23 protein-coding genes are annotated in these 20,472 nt (G+C 70.0%); 6 read left to right on the forward strand and 17 right to left on the reverse strand.

What is annotated here, in order from left to right; translation table 11 throughout:
• The 12 genes from JNB50_RS14105 to dapA form a co-directional block, all read right to left on the reverse strand.
• Positions 1-502: ATPase domain-containing protein (locus JNB50_RS14105; RefSeq protein WP_279554648.1), on the reverse strand; the 502-nt coding region annotated here is incomplete at its 3' end.
• A 198-nt stretch (positions 503-700) separates the two neighbouring features.
• A complete protein-coding gene (locus JNB50_RS14110; RefSeq protein WP_208040795.1) occupies positions 701-925 on the reverse strand; it encodes a DUF3046 domain-containing protein in 225 nt (74 codons plus the stop codon).
• 65 nt (positions 926-990) lie between these two features.
• Positions 991-1,302: a helix-turn-helix domain-containing protein gene (locus JNB50_RS14115; RefSeq protein ID WP_055915450.1), complete on the reverse strand. Its 312-nt coding sequence runs from the start codon at positions 1,300-1,302 to the stop codon at positions 991-993.
• A 182-nt stretch (positions 1,303-1,484) separates the two neighbouring features.
• The gene (locus JNB50_RS14120; protein ID WP_208040796.1) at positions 1,485-2,003 is read right to left on the reverse strand and encodes a CinA family protein; all 519 of its coding nucleotides are present in this window, start codon (positions 2,001-2,003) and stop codon (positions 1,485-1,487) included.
• Positions 1,990-2,613, reverse strand: a complete 624-nt coding sequence (gene pgsA, locus JNB50_RS14125; RefSeq protein WP_208040797.1) for a CDP-diacylglycerol--glycerol-3-phosphate 3-phosphatidyltransferase — start codon at positions 2,611-2,613, stop codon at positions 1,990-1,992. The genes JNB50_RS14120 and pgsA overlap by 14 nt, the downstream gene beginning before the upstream one ends.
• Before the next feature lie 5 nt (positions 2,614-2,618).
• Entirely contained in the window at positions 2,619-5,399 is a 2,781-nt protein-coding gene (locus JNB50_RS14130; protein ID WP_208040798.1) for a DNA translocase FtsK, read from the reverse strand.
• Positions 5,400-5,493: 94 nt separating this feature from the next.
• On the reverse strand, positions 5,494-5,985 hold the full coding sequence (locus JNB50_RS14135) for a GNAT family N-acetyltransferase (RefSeq protein WP_208040799.1): 492 nt from the start codon (positions 5,983-5,985) through the stop codon (positions 5,494-5,496).
• Between the two features lie 53 nt (positions 5,986-6,038).
• On the reverse strand, positions 6,039-7,250 hold the full coding sequence (locus tag JNB50_RS14140; RefSeq protein WP_208040800.1) for an ABC transporter permease: 1,212 nt from the start codon (positions 7,248-7,250) through the stop codon (positions 6,039-6,041).
• Complete coding sequence (locus JNB50_RS14145) at positions 7,247-7,921, reverse strand: ABC transporter ATP-binding protein (RefSeq protein WP_307794726.1); 675 nt, start codon at positions 7,919-7,921, stop codon at positions 7,247-7,249. The genes JNB50_RS14140 and JNB50_RS14145 overlap by 4 nt, the downstream gene beginning before the upstream one ends.
• A gap of 23 nt (positions 7,922-7,944) precedes the next feature.
• Positions 7,945-9,012 (reverse strand): efflux RND transporter periplasmic adaptor subunit, encoded by a 1,068-nt coding sequence (locus JNB50_RS14150; RefSeq protein WP_208040802.1) that lies wholly within the window; start codon positions 9,010-9,012, stop codon positions 7,945-7,947.
• Between the two features lie 79 nt (positions 9,013-9,091).
• The gene (locus tag JNB50_RS14155) at positions 9,092-10,768 is read right to left on the reverse strand and encodes a ribonuclease J (RefSeq protein WP_208040803.1); all 1,677 of its coding nucleotides are present in this window, start codon (positions 10,766-10,768) and stop codon (positions 9,092-9,094) included.
• A gap of 72 nt (positions 10,769-10,840) precedes the next feature.
• Positions 10,841-11,818 (reverse strand): 4-hydroxy-tetrahydrodipicolinate synthase, encoded by a 978-nt coding sequence (gene dapA / locus JNB50_RS14160; protein ID WP_208040804.1) that lies wholly within the window; start codon positions 11,816-11,818, stop codon positions 10,841-10,843.
• 172 nt (positions 11,819-11,990) lie between these two features.
• On the opposite strand from dapA, the gene JNB50_RS14165 reads away from it, so the two are divergent.
• The 4 genes from JNB50_RS14165 to JNB50_RS14180 all read left to right on the forward strand — a co-directional run bounded on the left by JNB50_RS14165 (position 11,991) and on the right by JNB50_RS14180 (position 14,374).
• Positions 11,991-12,416 carry a thioredoxin family protein gene (locus tag JNB50_RS14165; RefSeq protein ID WP_208040805.1) on the forward strand — a complete coding sequence of 142 codons (426 nt, stop codon included), beginning with the start codon at positions 11,991-11,993 and terminating at the stop codon, positions 12,414-12,416.
• A 2-nt stretch (positions 12,417-12,418) separates the two neighbouring features.
• The gene (locus tag JNB50_RS14170) at positions 12,419-12,928 is read left to right on the forward strand and encodes a DUF4395 domain-containing protein (RefSeq protein ID WP_208041023.1); all 510 of its coding nucleotides are present in this window, start codon (positions 12,419-12,421) and stop codon (positions 12,926-12,928) included.
• A 126-nt stretch (positions 12,929-13,054) separates the two neighbouring features.
• Positions 13,055-13,480 (forward strand): OsmC family peroxiredoxin, encoded by a 426-nt coding sequence (locus tag JNB50_RS14175; protein WP_208040806.1) that lies wholly within the window; start codon positions 13,055-13,057, stop codon positions 13,478-13,480.
• 3 nt (positions 13,481-13,483) lie between these two features.
• Positions 13,484-14,374 carry a TIGR01777 family oxidoreductase gene (locus tag JNB50_RS14180; protein WP_208040807.1) on the forward strand — a complete coding sequence of 297 codons (891 nt, stop codon included), beginning with the start codon at positions 13,484-13,486 and terminating at the stop codon, positions 14,372-14,374.
• Between the two features lie 27 nt (positions 14,375-14,401).
• Here the strand turns inward: JNB50_RS14180 and JNB50_RS14185 are convergent, their stop codons facing one another.
• Both JNB50_RS14185 and dapB read right to left on the reverse strand, forming a co-directional pair.
• A complete protein-coding gene (locus JNB50_RS14185; protein ID WP_208040808.1) occupies positions 14,402-14,866 on the reverse strand; it encodes a tetratricopeptide repeat protein in 465 nt (154 codons plus the stop codon).
• A gap of 9 nt (positions 14,867-14,875) precedes the next feature.
• Positions 14,876-15,655 carry a 4-hydroxy-tetrahydrodipicolinate reductase gene (gene dapB, locus JNB50_RS14190; RefSeq protein ID WP_208040809.1) on the reverse strand — a complete coding sequence of 260 codons (780 nt, stop codon included), beginning with the start codon at positions 15,653-15,655 and terminating at the stop codon, positions 14,876-14,878.
• Positions 15,656-15,712: 57 nt separating this feature from the next.
• Between dapB and JNB50_RS14195 the strand changes: the two genes are divergently transcribed.
• The gene (locus tag JNB50_RS14195) at positions 15,713-16,204 is read left to right on the forward strand and encodes a GNAT family N-acetyltransferase (RefSeq protein WP_208040810.1); all 492 of its coding nucleotides are present in this window, start codon (positions 15,713-15,715) and stop codon (positions 16,202-16,204) included.
• 63 nt (positions 16,205-16,267) lie between these two features.
• Here the strand turns inward: JNB50_RS14195 and JNB50_RS14200 are convergent, their stop codons facing one another.
• Both JNB50_RS14200 and JNB50_RS14205 read right to left on the reverse strand, forming a co-directional pair.
• Complete coding sequence (locus JNB50_RS14200) at positions 16,268-16,870, reverse strand: histidine phosphatase family protein (RefSeq protein ID WP_208040811.1); 603 nt, start codon at positions 16,868-16,870, stop codon at positions 16,268-16,270.
• A 38-nt stretch (positions 16,871-16,908) separates the two neighbouring features.
• Positions 16,909-18,258, reverse strand: coding sequence for a pitrilysin family protein (locus tag JNB50_RS14205; protein WP_208040812.1), 1,350 nt, complete (start codon positions 18,256-18,258; stop codon positions 16,909-16,911).
• A gap of 185 nt (positions 18,259-18,443) precedes the next feature.
• On the opposite strand from JNB50_RS14205, the gene JNB50_RS14210 reads away from it, so the two are divergent.
• Positions 18,444-19,028, forward strand: a complete 585-nt coding sequence (locus tag JNB50_RS14210) for a TetR/AcrR family transcriptional regulator (protein ID WP_208040813.1) — start codon at positions 18,444-18,446, stop codon at positions 19,026-19,028.
• Between the two features lie 225 nt (positions 19,029-19,253).
• Here JNB50_RS14210 and JNB50_RS14215 read toward each other — a convergent pair whose 3' ends face one another.
• Positions 19,254-20,414, reverse strand: coding sequence for an aldo/keto reductase (locus JNB50_RS14215; RefSeq protein ID WP_208040814.1), 1,161 nt, complete (start codon positions 20,412-20,414; stop codon positions 19,254-19,256).
• Positions 20,415-20,472 lie beyond the last annotated feature (58 nt).

The raw sequence follows: 20,472 nt of genomic DNA on the forward strand, positions 1-20,472 counted from the left end.
GGAGGACGACGTGCGAGTTACCCTGTCCACACTCGATCTCGGCGCGGGGCACGAGCGCGGCGACGGAGTCGATCACGATCAGGTCGATGGAGCCGGAGCGGACCAGCATGTCGGCGATCTCGAGCGCCTGCTCACCGGTATCGGGCTGCGACACGAGGAGAGCGTCGATGTCGACGCCGAGCTTGCGGGCGTACTCGGGGTCGAGCGCGTGCTCGGCGTCGATGAAGGCCGCGATGCCGCCGGCCCGCTGGGCGTTGGCGATGGCGTGGAGCGTCAGCGTGGTCTTACCGGAGGACTCCGGACCGTAGATCTCGACGATGCGGCCACGCGGCAGGCCGCCGATGCCCAGTGCGACATCGAGGGCGATCGACCCGGTAGGGACGACCTCGACGGGGGCGCGTTCGTCGCTGCCCAGTCGCATGACCGAGCCCTTGCCGAACTGACGATCGATCTGGGCGAGTGCGGTTTCGAGAGCCTTCTCGCGGTCTGCGGGTGATGGCATTTCGGTTCTCCTTCGTGGGCTTCGCTACGAGTTCGACTGTATGGTCGACCGCCGACACTCCGGGCGCCGACCGTGGGATTCGTGGACAACTCGTTTTCGATTGCCGCTGTGAAGGAGTTTACTCAGATCCGAACATATCTTCGAGCGATTCGAACCGGCGTGTCGCAGCGCGAGCCGGCCCGCGGGAGACGCGGAGCGTCAGCGCTTGGGCGCCGGCTTGCCTGCTCCGTACCAGTGCGACTGCGGCACCCCGGTCTCCCGGCACAGCGCGATCCACACCTCGCGCGGCGGAATGCCGGCGCTGAGCGCCTCCTGCGCCGTGCGCCCGCCCAGCTCGGCGAGGACGAGGTCGGTCAGCAGCGCCTGCCCGTAGCCGGAGCCGAACTCGTCGAGGACGGCACGCTGGAACTCGCTGAGCTTCATGGATTCACCTTAAACGAGTGACGCCCCGCATCGTGCGGGGCGCCCTCGGGAATGTCGTTGGTCGATCAGCGGGCGACGAGGTTCGCGTCGAGCGCGGAAACGAAGTCGTCCGGGATGGTGTCGGGGATGACGGGCTCGAGGCCCTCGAGCACCGCGATGCGGTCCCCGACCTCGCGCATGATCACCGAGACCGGCGTCTCGAGCGCGTCGGCCACCGACGCGAGGATCTCGCTCGAAGCCTCTTTCTGGCCTCGCTCGACCTCACTGAGATAACCGAGGGCGACACTCGCCTTGCTCGCGACCTGGCGCAGTGTGCGGCCCTTCTGCAGGCGGAAGTCCCTGAGCACGTCGCCGATTTCCTGACGTACAAGAATCATTTCGGAGCCTCCTTCTTCTACCCTGCCGACGAATCGAATGGATGCCAACTGTACAGCATCCATGTCAGTCACGATATCCGCGACGACTGGGCTTTTGTTGTGAATGCAATCACCTGTAACGAGACTGCAACACGAGCTATTCCCTGGGCTCCGCGAGGTGCGGATCACGCCTCCGGACGGGGTCAGCTGCCCGCGATCCCGAGTTCCACGGCGAGCTCGCGCACCGCCTGCGCGACCGTCTGGGCTCGGATGGCCTGCCGGTCGCCGGAGAGGCTCAGCTCGACGGCTCTGACCCCGTCCGCAGACGCGACGCCCACGTAGACGGTCCCGACCGCTCGGCCTCCTTGGGGGTCGGGGCCCGCGACGCCGGTCGTTGAGACGCCGATGTCCGCCGCGCGGCCGTCGACGGCCAGGCGCGTCCTGGCGCCGGCGGCGAGCTGGCAGGCGACCTCCGGGTGCACGGGGCCTTGTCGCGCGAGCAGGTCGGCGTCCACCCCGAGCAGGGTGTTCTTGAGTTCCGTCGCGTAGACGATCGCGCCGCCGACCACGACGGCCGACGCGCCGGGAACCCGCGTGAGTTCGGCCGTGAGGCCGCCCCCGGTGAGCGACTCGGCCGTGGCCAGCGTCAGGCCGCGCTCGGCCAGAGCGCGGACGACGCGGAAGGTGAGGTCCGCCGCCGCGACGTCGTCAGGCCCCGACACGCTTCGCCCTTCTTCCTCGGTATGCCTGCCAGAGATAGTCGAACCCGGTCACCACCGTCAGGATCACGGCGGCGGTCATCAGGATGCCGTTCACCCAGAAGATCCAGTCGCCGAAGATCGTCCACAGCGGGAAGAGCGCGAACGAGATCGCCACCGACTGGACGATGGTCTTGATCTTGCCGCCGCGCGACGCGGCGATCACGCCCTGACGGATGACCACGAAGCGGTAGACGGTGATCCCGATCTCGCGCACCAGGATCACGATGGTGACCCACCACGGCAGCTCGCCCAGGATCGACAGCGACACCAGGGCTCCCCCGGTGAGGACCTTGTCGGCGATGGGGTCGAGCAGCTTGCCGAGATCGGTCACCAGATTGTTGCGGCGGGCGATGGCGCCGTCCACGCCGTCGGTCGCGATGGCGATCACGAACAGCACGGCGGCCGTCCAGCGCAACGGGCCGTCGGAACCGCCGTCGGCCAGCAGCATCCAGACGAAGATCGGCGCCAGGAGGATGCGCACCACGGTGATGAGATTGGGCACGTTCCAGTTGCTCGCGCGTTTCGCGCCTCCGCCCGCCGCGGCAGGCGGGGGCGCGTCGGGTACCGACATCGCGGTCACTCCCTGCCGGTCAGCTGCCAGGCGTCCTCGTCCGAGTCGCCGTCCACCTCAGGATAGCCCTCGGTCATCTCCGCGACAGGGTCGGCTCCGTAGCGGTCCCCTGCGTCGTCCGCGCCCGCGGCCACCCCGGGAGCAGCGGCTGGCGCGGCGGGCCGCGCCGGCGGCTCCTCCCCGCGCAGCCGCGCGAGGACCTGCGGCAGCTGCTCGGCCGTCGCGAGGACATCACGTGCCTTCGAGCCCTCGGATGGGCCGACGATCTCGCGCGACTCCAGCAGATCCATCAGTCGACCCGCCTTGGCGAAGCCCACGCGCAGCTTGCGCTGCAGCATCGACGTCGAGCCGAACTGCGACGAGACGACGAGCTCTGCGGCCGCCAGGAGGAGCTCGAGGTCGTCGCCGATGTCGGAGTCGATCTGCTTCTTCTCGGCGCTGGCGGTGACGTCCTGCCGATACTCCGGCCGTGCCTGGCGGGTCACGTGGTCGACGACCTTCTGGATCTCGTCCTCGTTGACCCAGGCGCCCTGCACACGCAGCGCCTTGGAGGCGCCCATCGGCAGGAACAGCCCGTCGCCCTGCCCGATGAGTTTGTCGGCGCCCGGCTGGTCGAGGATGACGCGGGAGTCGGTGACGCTCGTGACCGCGAATGCCAGCCGCGACGGGACGTTGGCCTTGATGAGCCCGGTGACGACATCCACCGACGGGCGCTGCGTCGCCAGCACGAGGTGGATGCCGGAGGCACGCGCCAGCTGGGTGATCCGGACGATCGAGTCCTCGACGTCGCGCGGCGCCACCATCATCAGGTCGGCCAGCTCGTCGACGACGACGAGCAGGTACGGGTACGGCTTGAGCTTGCGCTCGCTGCCCTCCGGAAGCACGATCTCGTTGTTGACAACGGCCTTGTTGAAGTCGTCGATGTGGCGGAAGCCGAAGCTCGCGAGATCGTCATACCGCATGTCCATCTCTTTCACGACCCACTGGAGGGCCTCCGCGGCCTTCTTGGGATTCGTGATGATGGGCGTGATGAGATGCGGGACACCGCCGTAGATCGTGAGCTCGACGCGCTTCGGGTCGATCAGGACCATGCGCACCTCGGACGGCTTGGCGCGCATCAGCAGGCTGGTGATCATCGAGTTGACGAAGCTGGACTTTCCCGAGCCGGTGGAGCCCGCCACCAGGAGGTGGGGCATCTTGGCCAGGTTGGCGACGACGAAGCCGCCGCCCACGTCTTTGCCGACGCCGATGGTCATCGGATGGGTGCTCTTGGCCGCGGCCGGGGACCGGAGGATGTCGCCGAGCGAGACGATCTCGCGGTCGCTGTTGGGGATCTCGACGCCGATCGCGCTCTTGCCGGGGATCGGCGAGAGGATACGGACCTCGTTGCTGGCCACGGCGTACGAGAGGTTCTTGCTCAGCGCGGTGACCCGCTCCACCTTGACGCCCGGGCCGAGTTCGATCTCGTACTGGGTCACCGTCGGGCCGCGGGAGTAGCCGGTCACTTTGGCGTCCACGCCGAACTGCGTGAGCACCTCGGTGATCGCCGCGACGATCTCTTCATTGGCGCTGGAGCGGACCTTGGCCGGAGTGCCTGCGGCGAGCATCGAGGCCGACGGGAGATTGTACGGCGCGGTCGGCTGTGGGGAGTCGTCCACAGCGACTGTCTCGTCGAAGTCGTCGGCGCCGGCCTGGAAGCCGGGCAGGACCGCCGGAGCGGTCGGGACGGCCGCGGCGGTCGGCGGCGCCTCGCCCGTGAACGCCTGCAGGGCCGTCTCGGCGTTGGCGAGCTCGCCCAACACCTCGGTGTTGTAGTGGTCGCTCGCCGGGTCGGGCTCCAGCGGCGTGGCGAACTCGCCCTTGCCGCGTGCCGGCGTGCCGAAGACCTCGGTGAGGTCGGCAGGCGCCTCGTAGTCGGGGTCCTCTTCGCGCTGCGACTTGTTGCGTCGCCACCACGGCAGGTTGGTCTCGTGCGTGTCGCCCTCGTCGTCGATACCGTCGAGCTCGACCTGCTTGGTCTTCGCCTCTTTGGCGGCCTCCCTGGCCTCCTGTCGCTCCTCGTCGGTGGGCAGCTGGGCGCCGAACAGGTAGGAGTAGAGCTCGCGGATGCGCGACGGCAGCTTGTTGGGCGGAGTCTTGGTGATGATGAACAGGCTGAGGATGAGCAGCACGATGATCACGGCGCCGGCGCCGACGGGCGTGATCAACCACGACAACGGGGCCGCGATCAGCCAGCCCAGCACGCCGCCCGCCTGCGCGAGCGAGGCCATGCCGTCGCTCGGCGACGGGTGATGGCTGAACAGGTGGCAGAGCCCCGACACCATCAGGAGCAGCAGCCCGAGACCGATGCCGATGCGCGTGTTGTCGTGGACCGACGAGGGATGCCGGAACAGCCACGCCGCGAAGACCACCATCACGACGGGGAGCGCGAACGAGACGCGTCCGAAGAGCATGCCGAAGGTGTACGCATCGAGCATGCGCGCGATCTTGTCGTTGATCAGGAACCACTCGACCACGGCGCCGGCGATCGCCAGCAGGACGAGGAAGAACGGGAAGCCGTCGCGGCGCTCCTCTTTGGCGAGCTTCTCGGGCCCGAGGGCTCGGAAGAGACCGCCGGTGAGGTGCGCCAGCCCCATCCAGGCGCGCACGAGCGGGCTCTGCGGGTCGGCCGTGGCCGGGTAGGCGACCGTCTTCTGGGCAGCGGTCTTGGAGGCCGGCTTGCGCGCGCTCGAGCCGTCGCGCCCGGAGTTCCGGGAACGCGAGGTCGACTTGGTGCTCGTAGCCATAGGCTCCACGGTACTTCCGACCCCCGGCATGGGGCCGTCGCACGCGCCTGGAATGGGGAAAATCGCGCGTGGGCGCGGTCTGTGGAGGAACGGCTCAGCGAACCGCGCGCACCATCGTGTCGGCGGTCAGCCGCGACTCGACGGTCACGTAGCCCTCGCTCACATACAGGCGCTGGGCGAAGTTCCTGCGGTCGACGCTCAGGCTCAGCCGCGCGGCACCGCTGGCGGCCGCAACCCGCCCGAGCTCCTGGAGCAGTGCACGCCCGACCCCCTGCGCCCGCCACTGCGGGTTCACACCGAGAGTGAGCTCGGGAACGCCGACCGCGACGAACCCGCTCCCCGGGGCGTTGGCCGGGAACAGCCGCGCCCAGCAAGCCCCGACCGCGGCTCCGTGTGCGTCCTCGGCGATGCACCCGAAATCGCCCGGCCGTTTCCAGCCGGCGATGTAGCGCATCACGTGCGGGTCCTCGAGAACCGCGACGCGCGGCCGCACCCGCGGCGAATTGCCGTTCGCGGCCTCCACCAGCATGTCGGCGAGGATGCGCGCGTCATCGCCGTTCGCCGATCGGATGCGGAACGCGCTCATGGCTGCACGTTACTCGTGCGCGTGTTTCCGGCGGGTTACGCCCGCACGGGGACTCAATACCGAATCGCGTCGATCACCTTGACGCGCACGGCGACGAGTGCGGGGAGCAACCCGGCGAGCGCCCCGACGGCCGCGGCGGCGACCAGTCCGAGCACCGCGGCTTCGACCGGGAACGGGGGCATGTCCGCGATCATCCCGCGTCCGAGCAGCTCCTCCACCCACGGATTCTTCACGATCAGCACGGAGAGCGCGACGCCGGCGGCCCCCGCGACGACGGTCGCGACGACGCTCTCCATCATGACGGCGAAGAACACGCGAGCGCTCGTCGCGCCGAAGCTGCGCCGAACTCCGATCTCGCGGATGCGGTGCCGCACGGTCACCAGGGCGATGTTGACGAGTCCGAGCGCACCAAGCAGAAGGATCAGGACGGCGACCCCGCCGACCACCAGCTTGAAGTAGAGCAGTGGATCGACGTCTTGGTGGGCGAGATAGTCGTTGCGGTTGACGCTGACGGCGTCGGCGCCCAGCGCCCCCTCGAACTCGGCGGTGAGAGCGGTGGTCAGCGGTGCCGCGAGCTCGGGCGGCACCCAGGCCTCGCGCGTGGGGGCTCCGAAGTCGGTGCTCCTGCCTGCGGTCAGACGGTCGACGCCCGAGTTCAGGATGATCGCCGTCGCGTCCTCCGGCGCTTCGGGGGTCTTCATGACGCCGATGACCACGGCGGTGACCTTCTTCTCACCGTTCAGGACGACAGCCGTCGGATGTGTCGTGAGCGGGGGCGACCCGAGCCGACGCCAGAACGCCTCGTTCACGATGACCGGCGGCGCGAGCAGCTGCGCGTCGGTTTCGCTGAACCACCGCCCCTGCTGGACGACCGTGCGGTGCATGGTCGCGTACGGCGGATCGACGGTCTGCGCCATCACCGACGTCACGCCGTCACGGAACTGCACGGGAAGCGAAACGGTGCCGACCTTCGACGAATAGCGGATGTCGTGGCGCTTCAGGACCGTGGCCCAGGCCGCGTCCACGCGCTCCTCGCTCACCCTGTCACCCATCGGCTGGACCATGAGAAGCGCAGGGCGGCCCCCGTAGCGCTCGCTGTTCTCGCGCATACCCTGCTCGGCGATGTTCGCGAGCCCGACGACCGAGCTGAGCGCACAGACGGCGACCCCGACGCCGATCAGCGAGAGCAGCACCCGGGTGCGATGGATGCGGAGTTCCTGCCAGGCCTCGACGACCGCGCCCCAGACCGCGGCGAGCGCGTTCACGCGGGCACCCCTGCCGAGACGGGGCTCAGCCGGCCCGCGTCGAGCCGGTAGCCCACCACCGAGCGCGCGGCGACGGCCGGGTCGTGGGTGATGACGACCAGCGCGGCTCCGTTCTCGGCGGCGACGGACTCGAGGAGGTCGATGACGCTCGATCCGGTCTCCACGTCGAGCGCGCCGGTCGGCTCGTCGGCCAGGATCAGACGGGGCCCGCGCACGAGCGACCGGGCGATGGCGACGCGCTGCTGCTCACCTCCCGAGAGCACCTCCGGCGCGGAGTCGAGACGGTGGCCCAGCCCGACCCTGTCCAGCATCTCTGAGGCGATCGCCTTGCGCTTCCAGAACGTGCGGCCGCTCGCGTAGAGCAACGGTGTCATGACGTTCTCGAGCGCGGTGCGACCAGGCAACAGGTTGAACTGCTGGAAGACGAAGCCGATGTCGGCGCCGCGGCGCAGGTCACGCGCGCGACCGCCGATGCGCTCGACCGGCACCCCCTCGAACTCGAACACCCCGCTGCTCGGGGCGTCGAGGAGGCCGAGGATGTTGAGCAGCGTCGACTTGCCGGAGCCCGAACGGCCGACGACGGAGACACGCTCTCCGAGATCGACCACGAGGTCGACGCCGTGCAGGATAGTGAGCGGTTCGGCGTCCGGAACCCGGACGGTCTTCGTCACCCCGCTCAGCCGGAGAAGTGTCGTCACGAGCCGGCCGGCCCGGGGTCGGAGCAGATCATCCCGCCGCCGCCGCTCGGCACGCAACCGCCGCGCGGAGTGGCGGCGCCCGGGACGAACTGCAGGACGGAGTCGCCCTCTTTCAGACCGGACGTGACCTCCACGGAGGTGCCGTCCGTGAGGCCGAGCGTGACCGCCACCTCGGCCGGGCTCCCGCCCTTCGCGTCCGGGACGTAGACGATTCCCTTCTCGGCGGAGCCCTTGACGGCTGTGGTGGGCACCGTGAGGACGTTCTCCGCGCGGCCGGCGGAGATCGTGACATCCGCCTTCAGACCGGCGAAGACCGTGACCTCGGCGGGGACCGCGCAGCGGACGGTCGTCGTCGAGCCACCACCGCCGCCGCCTCCACCGCCACCGCCGCCCGGGGCGGAGGGCGAATTCGGGGCCGCCTCTGCGGCGGTCGCCGGGGGTGTCGTGATGCTCAGCCCCGTGCACACGAACGGCGCAGGGCCGCCCGTGACGGTCACTGTCCCCTCCGTCGGCCGGTGGATCAGCCGGTACTGCTGCTCGGCAGGCAGCGTGGCGGAGACCGAGAACGACGGGGGCGCGACCGAGCCGACAGCGTCGCCGATCGCGACGGTCTGACCGGCGAGCACCGTAAGGCCGCTCAGCACTCCCGCGATCGGCGCCGTGACCTCCACGTAGCGGACGAGCGGTTTGCGCTCGGTGACGACCGGAGAGCCGTCCGGACCCGTCTCGGTCACGGGGTCTCGCGGCGTCTCGACCTTGATGTCGAAGAGCACGGCCCCGGCTTCGACCTGCTGACCGGCCGTCGCCTGGATCTTGTTGACAGTGCCGGCGGCAGCCGCCCGCACGGAGACGGCGTCGTCGGCGACGACCGAGCCGGTCACCGTCACATCGTTCACGATCGTCCCGGTCGCCACGGTGGTGACCGGATCGGTCAGCTCACCGGTCGGCGTGGCCGGATCCGCGGCCTGCGACTCCCCGCTCGGGAAGAACGCCAGCTTCACCAGCGCCACGGCGATCGCCGCGACCAGGACGATACGGATGACAGGGAAGACCCACCGTCGCATGACCCCCACATGCTGCCTTTCGTTCACAGCGCCGACCCCCGGCGCACGCGGATTCAATCTTACATGCTACGCGCGAGGTTCAGGCCTCGATGACGAGCGGGACGATCATCGGGCGGCGCCGGTAGCTGGTGTTGACCCAGCGGCCGACGGTGCGGCGCACGACCTGCGACAGCGCGTGCGAGTCGCGGACGCCGTTGTGGGCGGCATCGGCGAGCGCGGCCGCGATCTTGGGCTTGACGTCGTCGAACACCGCGTCGTCCTCCGCAAAACCGCGGGCGTGGATCTCCGGACCGGTGACGATCCTGCCGCTGGCGGCCTCCACGACCACGATGATCGAGATGAAGCCCTCCTCGCCCAGGATCCGGCGGTCCTTCAGGTCGGCGTCGGTGATCTCGCCCACGCTCGACCCGTCGACGTAGACGAAGCCCAGGTCGAGCTGGCCGACGACGCGGGCGACGCCGTCGCGGAGGTCGATCACCGAGCCGTCCTCGGCGATGATCGTGTTCTCCTCCGGCACGCCCGTGTCCATCGCCAGTCGCGCGTTGGCGACGAGGTGGCGGTACTCGCCGTGCACCGGCATCGCGTTCTTGGGCTTGAGGATGTTGTAGCAGTAGAGCAGCTCGCCCGCCGCGGCGTGGCCGGAGACGTGCACCTTGGCGTTGCCCTTGTGCACGACGTTGGCGCCGAGCTTCGTGAGCCCGTCGATCACGCGATACACCGCGTTCTCGTTGCCGGGGATCAGGCTGGAGGCCAGGATCACGGTGTCGCCGTGCCCGACCTCGATCTGGTGGTCGAGGTTGGCCATCCGCGCCAGGACAGCCATCGGCTCACCCTGCGAACCCGTCGACATGTAGACGATCTCGTCGTCCGGGAGGTCGGCGGCCTTCTTGTAGTCGATGAGCACGCCCTCCGGCACCTTGAGGTAGCCGAGCTCGGCGGCGATGGTCATGTTGCGCACCATCGAGCGGCCGAGCAGTGCGACCCGCCGACCGTTGGCCGCCGCGGCGTCGAGGACCTGCTGCACGCGGTGGACGTGGCTGGAGAAGCTCGCGACGATGACGCGACGGGGTGCGCGCGCGATCACCGTGTCGAGCACCGGCCCGATGGACCGCTCGAGCGGGGTGAAGCCGGGGACGTCGGCGTTGGTGGAGTCGGCCATGAACAGGTCGACCCCCTTCTCGCCCAGGCGCGCGAACGCCCGGAGGTCGGTGATCCGGTCGTCGAGCGGCAGCTGGTCCATCTTGAAGTCGCCCGTGTGCAGCACGGTGCCCGCCGGCGTCGTGATGGCGACGGCGAGCGCGTCGGGAATGGAGTGGTTGACCGCGACGAACTCCAGCTCGAACGGGCCGAGCTGCTCCGTACGGCCCTCCTTCACCGTGAGCGTGTACGGCTGGATGCGGTGCTCCTTGAGCTTGGCCTCCACCAGCGCCAGCGTCAGACCGGAGCCGATCAGCGGGATGTCCGCGCGCAGCTTGAGCAGGTAGGGAACCGCGCCGATGTGGTCTTCGTGGCCGTGGGTCAGCACGACGCCGAGCACGTCGTCCAAGCGATCGCGGACCGGCGCGAAGTCGGGGAGGATCAAGTCGACGCCCGGCTGGTCCTGCTCGGGGAAGAGGACGCCGCAGTCGACGATCAGGAGTTTGCCTTCGTATTCGAAGACGGTCATGTTGCGGCCGATCTCACCGAGGCCGCCGGTCGGGATGATCCGGAGCGTTCCCGGTTCGAGTGCAGGCGGATCGGAGACGAGGTTGGGCATCTGCCCTCCAATTTCAGTTATTGACGTGCGTCCGGGCGCGTGCCCGGGGTGGATCCGGCCGCTCGTGCGGCCCTAGCGTGTGGTCCCGGCGATCTTGGGGAGCGCTCCGCCGGCAGCGGCGTTGCGATCGGGCCGGAAGTTGGTGAAGTCGACACCGGGGATGTCGCGGACGAGGTCGAGCTCGTCTTCGATCTGAGCGGCCTCCCACTCCTCCGGTCCGACGAGCGGGAGTCGCACCCGCGGGCTCGAGATGCGGCCCAATCCGTGCAGGATGTACTTGGCCGCGACCGTGCCGGGCACGTGGGTCATCACCGCGCGGACCAGCGGCTCCAGCTTCTGGTGGGCCGCGGTCGCCGTGGCCAGGTCGCCCGCGTTCACCGCGTCGACGATCTGCCGGTACGGTGTGGCGGCGATGTTGGCGGTGACACCGATGAGGCCCGTCGCGCCGATGGCCAGGTGCGGGAGCACGTTGGCGTCGTCGCCGGAGAAGTACATCAGGTCGGTCTGGTTGAGCACGCGGCTGACCTCGCTGAAGTCACCCTTTGCGTCTTTGATCGCCAGCACGTTGGGGTGCTTGGCGATGCGCAGGATGGTCTCGTACTTGATCGGGATGCCGGTGCGACCGGGGATGTCGTAGAGGATGACCGGGAGGTCGGTGGAGTCCGCGATCATGCGGAAGTGCGTCAGCACGCCCGCCTGTGTGGGCTTGTTGTAATACGGCGTGACGATCATCACGCCGTCGGCGCCCGCCTTCTCGCTCTGCTTGTAGAGCTGGATGGCGTGGGCGGTCTCGTTCGAGCCGCCACCGGTGATGATCTTGGCCCGGCCGCCTGCGACCGACTTGCCGACCTCGACCAGTCGCAGCTTCTCGGGGTCGGTCAGCGTGGACGTCTCCCCTGTCGTGCCGGTGACGACGATCCCGTCGGCTCCCGCGACGATCACGTCGTCGATGTGCTTCTCCACGCCGGCCCAGTCGACCTCGCCGTCGGCGGTGAAGGGCGTGACCAGGGCGACGAGCACCTGGCCGAAGGGGTTCTGGGGAGCAGCCATGCCACCAAGGCTATCGGGTCGGGCCGGGCCACCGCCTCCCCGTGCGGGCACGTCCGCCTCCACTCCCCGCCTCCTCTCCCGGCCCCTATCTCCCTCCGGGCGCAGCGGCGTCGTCATCTTCGGTCACAATGACTGCGCCGCTCGCGCGAGCGCGCGTAACCTCGCCTCTACTATGACCGCTGCGGCCGCTCTCCTCACTGTGCTCGCGCTCGTCGCACTGGCGACGGGGCTGGGACTGGTGTGGAAGGCGCGCTCCGGCCGACTGCGCGCCTCCCGCGGCGATGCACTGCTGACGGCGGACGAGCTCGGCGCCGTGCGGCTCGGCTCGCGCGCCACGCTCGTGCAGTTCTCCACCGAGTTCTGCGCGCAGTGCCCCGCGACGGCACGGGTGCTGGACGCTATCGCGGCCGACCGCGACGGAGTCGAGCACCTGGATGTCGACCTCACCGTGCGCCCCGAGCTCGCCGGGAGGTTCGCCGTCCTCCAAACCCCGACCACGCTGCTGGTCGACGGCGCAGGGCGCGTCCAGGGCCGCATCTCCGGCCCCGCGCGCCCCGCCGAGGTCCGCAGCGCCCTCGACCGCATCCTCACGGAGTGACCATGTCAGTGAACCCGGACCAGTCAGCCGCCCCCGGAGCGCCCAGCGCCGACAAGCGCGCCGGAATCGATCCGCGCTCGCCGCGATTCGGCGCCGGCATCACCGCCGTGCTGCTGCTGGCGGACCTTTTCCTCGCCCTGATCGGCGCGACGACGGCCGCGGCCGTGTTGCTCCTGGTCATCGCCCTGCTCTTCGCGTGGGGCGCGTTCGCCGGCGTGCGGCGCCACCCCTACGGCGCGCTGTACCGCGTCGCGGTGCGGCCGCGGCTGGCTCCGCCGACCGAGCTCGAAGACCCCGCACCGCCCACCTTCGCACAGGGAGTCGGGCTGGTGGTCACCGGTCTCGGTCTCGTGGTGTTCGCGTTCGGAGTGCCGGCGGCCCTGCCGGTGGCGGCCGCCCTCGCCTTCGTCGCGGCCTTCCTCAATGCGGTGTTCGGCTACTGCCTGGGCTGCCAGATCTACCTCCTGCTGGTGCGGGCCGGCGTGATCCGGAAGTCCGCGGCGCCGGCCTGACCCTGCGCGAAACCGGGAATCCCCCGAGCGGCCCTCGACCTGTCGGAGCCCGACAGTAGTCTGGTCGCACCGCCGCCGCCCCACTGTGGGCCACTGCGCGCGCCGGCAGAAGGAGAATGAGGTCTCATGGCAGTAACCAGCGAATCCACCACCGTCTGGACCGGTGATCTGAAGTCGGGCTCCGGCACGGTCTCGCTCGATTCGTCCGGCGCCGCGACGCTCGCGGTGAACTGGAAGGCCCGCTCGGAGGGCGGGGCGGAGACCTCCACTCCGGAGGAGCTGCTCGGCGCCGCTCACTCAGCGTGTTTCTCGATGGCGTTCTCGAACGTCCTCGCCGCCTTCGGCACCCCGCCGCAGAGCATCCGCACCACCGCCGCGGTCACGTTCGACCCTGCCCAGGGCATCACCGGCAGCCACCTCCGCGTCGAGGCGACAGTGCCGGGGCTCACCGAGGACGACTTCGAGCGCCTCGCCGACGAGGCGAAGCGCACCTGCCCGGTCTCGCGGGCGCTGGTCGGCATCCCGATCACGATCGAAGCCGTCCTGGCCTGACCGATGCGGGTGCTCGTCGCCGGTGCGTCCGGCCTGATCGGCACCGAGCTGGTGCGCCGGCTCCGGGCGGAGGGCCACGACGTCCTCCGCCTGGTGCGGCGCGAGCCGCGGAGCCAGGATGAGCGCACGTGGGCGCCGTCGGCGCGGATAATCGACATCGGCCTGCTCGACGAAGCCGATGCGGTCGTGAACCTCGCCGGCGCGTCGCTCAACCGCCTGCCCTGGACGCCCGCCCATCGCAGACGGATCCTCGCGTCCCGGCTGGAGGCGACGGGAACGCTGGCCGACGGCATGCGACAGACGAGCTCCCCTCCTACCGTGTTCGTCAGCGGCTCTGCGGTCGGCTACTACGGCGACCGTCCGGGTCAGACCCTCACCGAGAGCTCGGCGAAGGGCACCGGCTTCCTCTCGGACGTCGTCGACGCCTGGGAGAGGGCGGCGCACCTCGCACCGCAGTCGACCCGCGTCGTCACGGTGCGCACCGGCGTCGTCATCGGTCGCGGAGGTGCGATGGCCCCGCTCCTGCCGCTCGCCAGAGCAGGGCTCGTCGGCCCGATCGCCGGAGGGCGCCAGCACTGGCCCTGGGTCAGCCTGCGCGACGAAGCGGCCGCGATCGCACACCTGCTCACCTCGACGTTATCCGGCCCGGTCAACGTCGTCGGCCCCGAGCCGGCGACGGCAGCGGACGTGCTGCGCGCGCTGACCGCTGCGGTGCACCGGCCCTACGGCCTCCCGTTGCCGCGGGCCGCCGTCTCGCTCGGGCTCGGCGAAGCGGGTCGCGAACTGCTGCTCGCCGACCAGCGCGTGCTGCCGCAGCGCCTTCTCGACGACGGGTTCGTCTTCCGGGACGCGACCGTACAGGATGCGATGGCGCAGCTGGTCTCCGCCGCCTGAGCCGCGGTCTCCTCGGAGCCTGCGCGCCTACTGCGCAGCGCGGCCCGCCCGCTGCTCGCCCTGGTAGAGCCGGATGGCCTGACGCAAGGCTTCACGTGCGCGTCGGCGGTCACCGCTCGCGTCGTAGGCGAGCCCCAACCGGAACCAGGCGCGCCAGCTCTCGGGCGCGGCCTCCACCTCGGCCTTGTACTGGGGAAATACGGCGTCGGCCGCGTCGCGCAGCGGGCGACCACTGGCCCGATGCGGGAGGTCGTCGACGGGGAGCGTGCCCTCGGCCGCCATCAGTTTCACGAGCTTCTCGGTTCGGGCGCCGAACAGCAGCTCACGACCGATCGCCCAGGCCGCGATGAGCGGCAGCACGAACAGCGCGATGCCCATCGCGATCCCGACGCCCGAACCCGACGCGATCAGCAGCACGGCGCGCTGAGCGACCAGCACGAGATAGACCAGGAGAAGCAGCGCCATCAGCAGCGCTGCGAGACGGTTGCGCATCGGTACCGCTCACACCTCGCGAACGGTCGGGCGCGGCGGTTCCCCGTCCGGCTCCGCGATGCCGAGGTCGATCAGCTTGTCGAGGCCGACCACCACCCCCGACGTCTGCGCCGCCGCACGCAGCGCCAGCAGGATGCCCGCCTCGTACGCCTCAGAGCCGACCGTGTCGTGCCGGATGGTGAGGGTCTCCCCCGCACCGCCGAAGATCACCTGCTGCTCGGCGACGACGCCGCGCATCCGGAGGCTGTGGATCGGCACGCTCGCCACCTGCTGTCCGCGCGCCCGCTGGTCGGTGTGCGGCGCGTCGACCGGCCCGCGCTGCAGCCGCGCGGCCCCGATGAGCTCCGCGGTGCGGACGGCCGTACCGGAGGGCGAGTCGACTTTGCCTGCTCCGTGCGCCTCGATGATCTCGATGGAGTCGAAGAAGCGCGCAGCGACGGTCGCGAAGGCCGTGCCCAGCGCCGAACCCAGCGAGAAGTTCGGGATGACGACCGCTCCGCTGCCCTCGTGCTCCGCGACGCGGCGCTCCAGCTCGAGGATGCGGTCGGCGGACCAGCCGGAGGTGCCGATCAGCACCTTGAGACCGTTGTCGACGGCGAACGCCACGATCCCCGGGCTCACTTGCGGGAGGGTCATGTCCACGAGCACGTCGGCCCCGAGCATCGCGTCGAGAGGCGACCGCGAGTCGAGAGCCGCCACGAGCTCCAGGTCGTCGGCCGCCTCGATGAGACGCACCGCCACGGATCCCAGCTTGCCGGTCGCCCCGGCGACGGCCACGCGAACAGTCACCCGACCACACTACCGCCGCGCACCGCCACGGGCGGACGGCGCGGTTACGCTGGGTCGATGGTGTCCTTTGCCGATGTCTCTGTCACCGATGCGACCGCCCACCGGATGCTGGCCGACTACTTCGCCGAGCGGGCCGAGACCTTTCCCGCCTCCCAGGGCGCGTATCGCACGACGTTCCCCGACCCCGGCCAATTCGTCCCGCCGGCCGGGGTGTTCCTGCTCGCGTACGATGACGGCGAGGCCGGCTGCGGGGGTGTCCGCGAGCTGAGCGTGCCGCTCTCCGACACCGAGGACGGCGAGCAGATCGTCCGCTACGAGATCAAGCATCTCTGGGTGGCTCCCGCGCACCGCGGCCAGGGCATCGGCCGCGCGATCCTGGCCGAACTCGAGCACCGCGCCCGCGGCTTCGGCGCCACCGAGGTCGTCCTCGACACGAACGTGAGCCTGGAGGCCGCAGGCAACCTCTACCGCTCGCACGGCTACGAGAGCATCCAGCCCTACAACGAGAACCCGAACGCGACGGACTGGTTCCGCAAGCGGCTCCGCTGAGTATTCGACCCCGCTGAGTATTCGGCCCCGCTGAGCAATCGGCCCCGCGGGGGCGCCGTCCGACTACACCGGCTGCAGCTCGGGCAGACCCGTGCGGAGCTCCACCGGCAGGTGGCCGAGGTCGTTGTGGACCACGAGCACCGGAGGCTTCGCCGACCGCACCCGGATGATCGTGAGGCCGCAGTTGGCCTGGTTCAGCCCGAGCCAGCGCCACGCCGGGGCGTCGAAGACGTGCCGCACGAACCAGCCGATGACGAAGTTGTGCGTGACGAGGAGGTCGTGCCTGTCGCCCATCGCGGGCGTCAGGAACTCGTGGACGGCATCCTCCATCTGGGCGCGACCCGCCTCGATCTCGGCCTCGGTCACGGAGCCGAAGAACGAGTCGAACGCCTTCGGCATGTCGGGGGTCGGCCCCGACGGGATGCAGTCGAACAGCAGGCTCGACGGCTCCGGATCGAGCGACGGCATGCGCTCGGCGATGATGGATGCCGTCTGCTCCGCGCGCACCAGCGGGGAGTGGTACATCCCCGTGAACGGAACCCCGCTCAGCCGGTCGGCGACGAGCTGGGCCTGACGCTTGCCGCGCGGCGAGAGCGGACCGTCGGGGAGACCGTGCTCGGCATCCTGTTGCTCGCCGTGACGCACGAGGTAGAGGTAATGAGGCACCGGACAGACCTTTCGATGGAACGGGAGGGACGGCCGGGTCAGGAGACCAGGCCGGCGAAGACGTCGTCGTCGACGCCTCCGACCGCAGAGACGGAGACCGGGCGCTCGGCCAGGTCGCGGGCGAGCTCCTGCACGCCGTCGGCCGTGACGAGGTGCAGCCGACGAAGGCTCTCGTCGAGGTCCGCGAACTCGCCCAGGCTGATCTCCGCCCGGCCGAGACGTGACATCCGGGTGTCGGAGTCTTCGAGGGCGAGCGCAGCGCCACCCGACAGCTGACCCACCGCGCGCCGGAGCTCCTCCGGCGTGACCCCGCCGTCGGCGAGGCGGTGCAGCTCGGCGAGCATCAGCTCGGCGACCTGGCGGGCCTTCGCCGGGGCGCAGCCGGCGAACAGGCCGTACACGCCCGCGTCGGAATACGAACCCGAGAACGAGTAGACCGCATACGCCAGGCCGCGCTTCTCGCGCACCTCCTGGAACAGCCTGCTCGACATGCCGCCGCCGAGGATCGAGTTGAGCACGCTCATCGTCGTCCTGCGCTCGTCGGTCGCCACGATCCCCGGCAGGCCGATGATGATGTTGGCCTGCTCGATGGGACGCTGCACCGTGACGACGCCCGCAGAGCGTTGCACGGTGGCGGCGATCGTCGAGCGACGGTCGACGGGCGCCGCCTCCTCGTCGCGGTCCCAGCCGGCGGCATCCAGCGCACGCTGCACTCCGGCGACGAGGATGTCGTGGTCGACGGCTCCCGCGGCGGTGATGACCAGATCGCGCGGACGGTAATTGGCCCGGTAGTGACTCCAGACGGCATCGCGCGTCGCGGCGCGGATCGTCTCCGGCCGGCCCCCGATCGGGCGGCCGAGCGGATGATCACCGAGTACGGCGGTGAAGAGGCGGTCGTTGGCCACGTCGGCGGGATCGTCCTCCGCCATCGAGAGCTCTTCGAGGATGACCCCGCGCTCGTTCTCGAACTCGGTCGGGTCGAGCACCGACGACGTGAGCATGTCGCCGATGACCTCGACGGCCATCGGGAGGTCGCGATCCTGCACTTTGGCGTAGTAGCAGGTGTACTCCTTGGCCGTCATGGCGTTGTGCTCGCCGCCGACGGAGTCGAACGAGACGGCGATGTCGAGCGCGGTGCGCGTGCCCGTGCCCTTGAAGAGCAGGTGCTCGAGGAAGTGCGTGGAGCCGAGGCTGCCCGGCACGGCCTCGGTCTCGTCTCGGGAGCCGACGGCGACCCAGTAGCCCAGCGTGGCGCTGCGGGAACCGGGCACGTGTTCGCTGAGGATCCGCACGCCGTTCGGGAGAATCGTGCGGCGGACCAGCGCGTCACCCGAGGCCGCGAATGCGAGATCGGCCAAACCGAGCGGGAGGTCGACTGCGCTGTTCATCCCCACCACCCTACGCCAGCGGCCCTCCGAAAGCGGAGATCGAGAATATGAGGACAAACAGACTGGTCTGTCTACTGCTATACTGATGACACCACCCTGACCGGTCGTCCCCCCTAGGACCGGTCGGGTGGGTCTCGCACCACCAGAGTGGAGGCAATGCCTCCGTGTTGAGAGGAGACGACCGGATGGTCGTAAGTGCCCGAGCGACCATCCGGCCGCCCGCGCCGTCGAAGATCAAGATCCTCGCCACAGCGGACGAGCTCTTCTATCAGGAGGGCATCCACACCGTCGGCGTCGACCGGATCATCGCAGGAGCCCGCGTCACCAAGGCGACGTTCTACAAGCATTTCCGCTCCAAGGATCTGCTCATCATCGCCTACGTCGAGGGCCGTGACCGGCAGGTGCGCGACTGGTTCGCCGACCAGGAGCGCGAGCTGGGCGACCCGAAGGCCATCGCGCGCGCCCTGGTCGACTCCATCAACGCCGAGGCGATCCAGCCCGGTTTCCGCGGTGACCCCTTCATCAACGCCGCCGCCCAGTTCGCCGACGAGAGCCACCCCGTGCGGGTCGCGGTGACCGCGCACCGCGACTGGTACGCCAAGCACATCGAGGAGCTGTTCCGCCAGATCGGGCATCCCCGGCCGGGCGACGCGGCGGACGATCTGATCCTGGCGCGCGACGGCGCACTGGCCGGCGGCTACGTGGGCGACCCGATCGCCGCCGGCGCCGCCCTGCACCGCGCGCTCGACCGCATCCTGTCGGAGGCGTAGGCCGAGGCAGCGAGCGGCCCTCACGTGGCTAACGGAGGAGATCCGGCCCATCCCGAGCCGGATCTCCTCCGTTCACTGCGTTTCGGGGTGCCACGACGTCGCGACTCCTCCGTTAGCCGCGCTTGTCGCCAACGGAGGAGATCGCCCGCGACACGCCCGGGGTCGGCGGTCAACGGAGGAGTTCCGGAGCCTTTGGGGCCGAATCTCCTCCGGTGGCGACGCGGGCTACTCGGAGACGCGGTCCAGTTCGAGCATTTGGGCTCGGGTGAGGCGGATTCCAGCGGCGGCCATCAGGCCGTCGACCTGCTCGGGGCGGCTCGCGCTGGCGACCGGGGCGACGATGGTGCGCTTGGCGAGCAGCCAGGCGATGGACACGCTCGCCGGCGAGACGCCATGCTCGGCGGCGATGCGGTCGAGAACGGCCAGCACGCGCAGCCCCTTGCGGTTGACGTAGGCCGAGGCCCGGACGCTGCGCGCGTCGGCGCTCAGGTCGGACTTGGAGCGGTACTTGCCGGTGAGGAAGCCGTTGGCCAGTGCATAGTACGGCATCACGGCGAGGCCCTGCGCCGCCGCCACGATGCGCAGCGCGCTCTCGAACTCGGCGCGGTGCATCAGGTTGTACTGGGTCTGGATCGCCACGAACTTGGGCAGACCGGACGACGCCATGATGCGCGCCTCGATCAGCCGGTCTGCACTGAAGTTGGAGGCCGCGAGGTAACGGACCTTGCCCGACTCGATGAGCCACTCGGCGGTCGCCAGGCTGTCTTCGAGCGGCACCTCGGGGTCGTCGTCGTGGAAGTAGAGCAGGTCGATGCGGTCGGTCTGCAGACGCTCGAGGGAGGCCTCGACGGCACGCACGATGCTGACCGATCCGAGGCCCGGGTTCTCGTGGTGGCGGCCCACCTTGGTGGCGACGACGACGTCGTCGCGGTTGCCGCGCTCGCGCAGCCACTTGCCGATCAGGACCTCGCTGCGGCCGCCGACGTAGCTGTCCGCCGTGTCGATGAAGTTGCCGCCGAGCGCCGCGAAGCGGTCGAGGATGGCGAGCGAGGTGTCGCCGTCAGCCGTCCAGCCGAAGACGCTGGCGCCGAGCGACAGCGGGTAGACCGCGAGGTCGCTTTCGCCGATGCGGCGCGGAGCGATGATCGAGAGCGGCGCGGTGCGCTCGAGGCGGGTGTCGATGTCGAGGGGGCCGCCGGTGTCTGTCGAGGGTTCGACGAAGCTGTCGCCCGGCACGGACGCGCGCGGTGCGGTCGATGCCGGGGCCGTCACCGACGGCGTCGGCAGAGCGGGTGCGTCGTCATCGTCGGACGCGGACCGCGTGGCGCCGGCCGGCGCACGCAGCCCCACGGTTTCGAGAAGGCGCAGGGGAAGGAGCTGTGGCATCTCATCCCCCTTTCCACCGTTCCCGCGGCGGATCACACGCGAATCGATCCGCGCACTC

Origin of the sequence: Leifsonia sp. TF02-11 (assembly GCF_017565305.1) — a bacterium.
Taxonomy (GTDB): domain Bacteria; phylum Actinomycetota; class Actinomycetes; order Actinomycetales; family Microbacteriaceae; genus Leifsonia.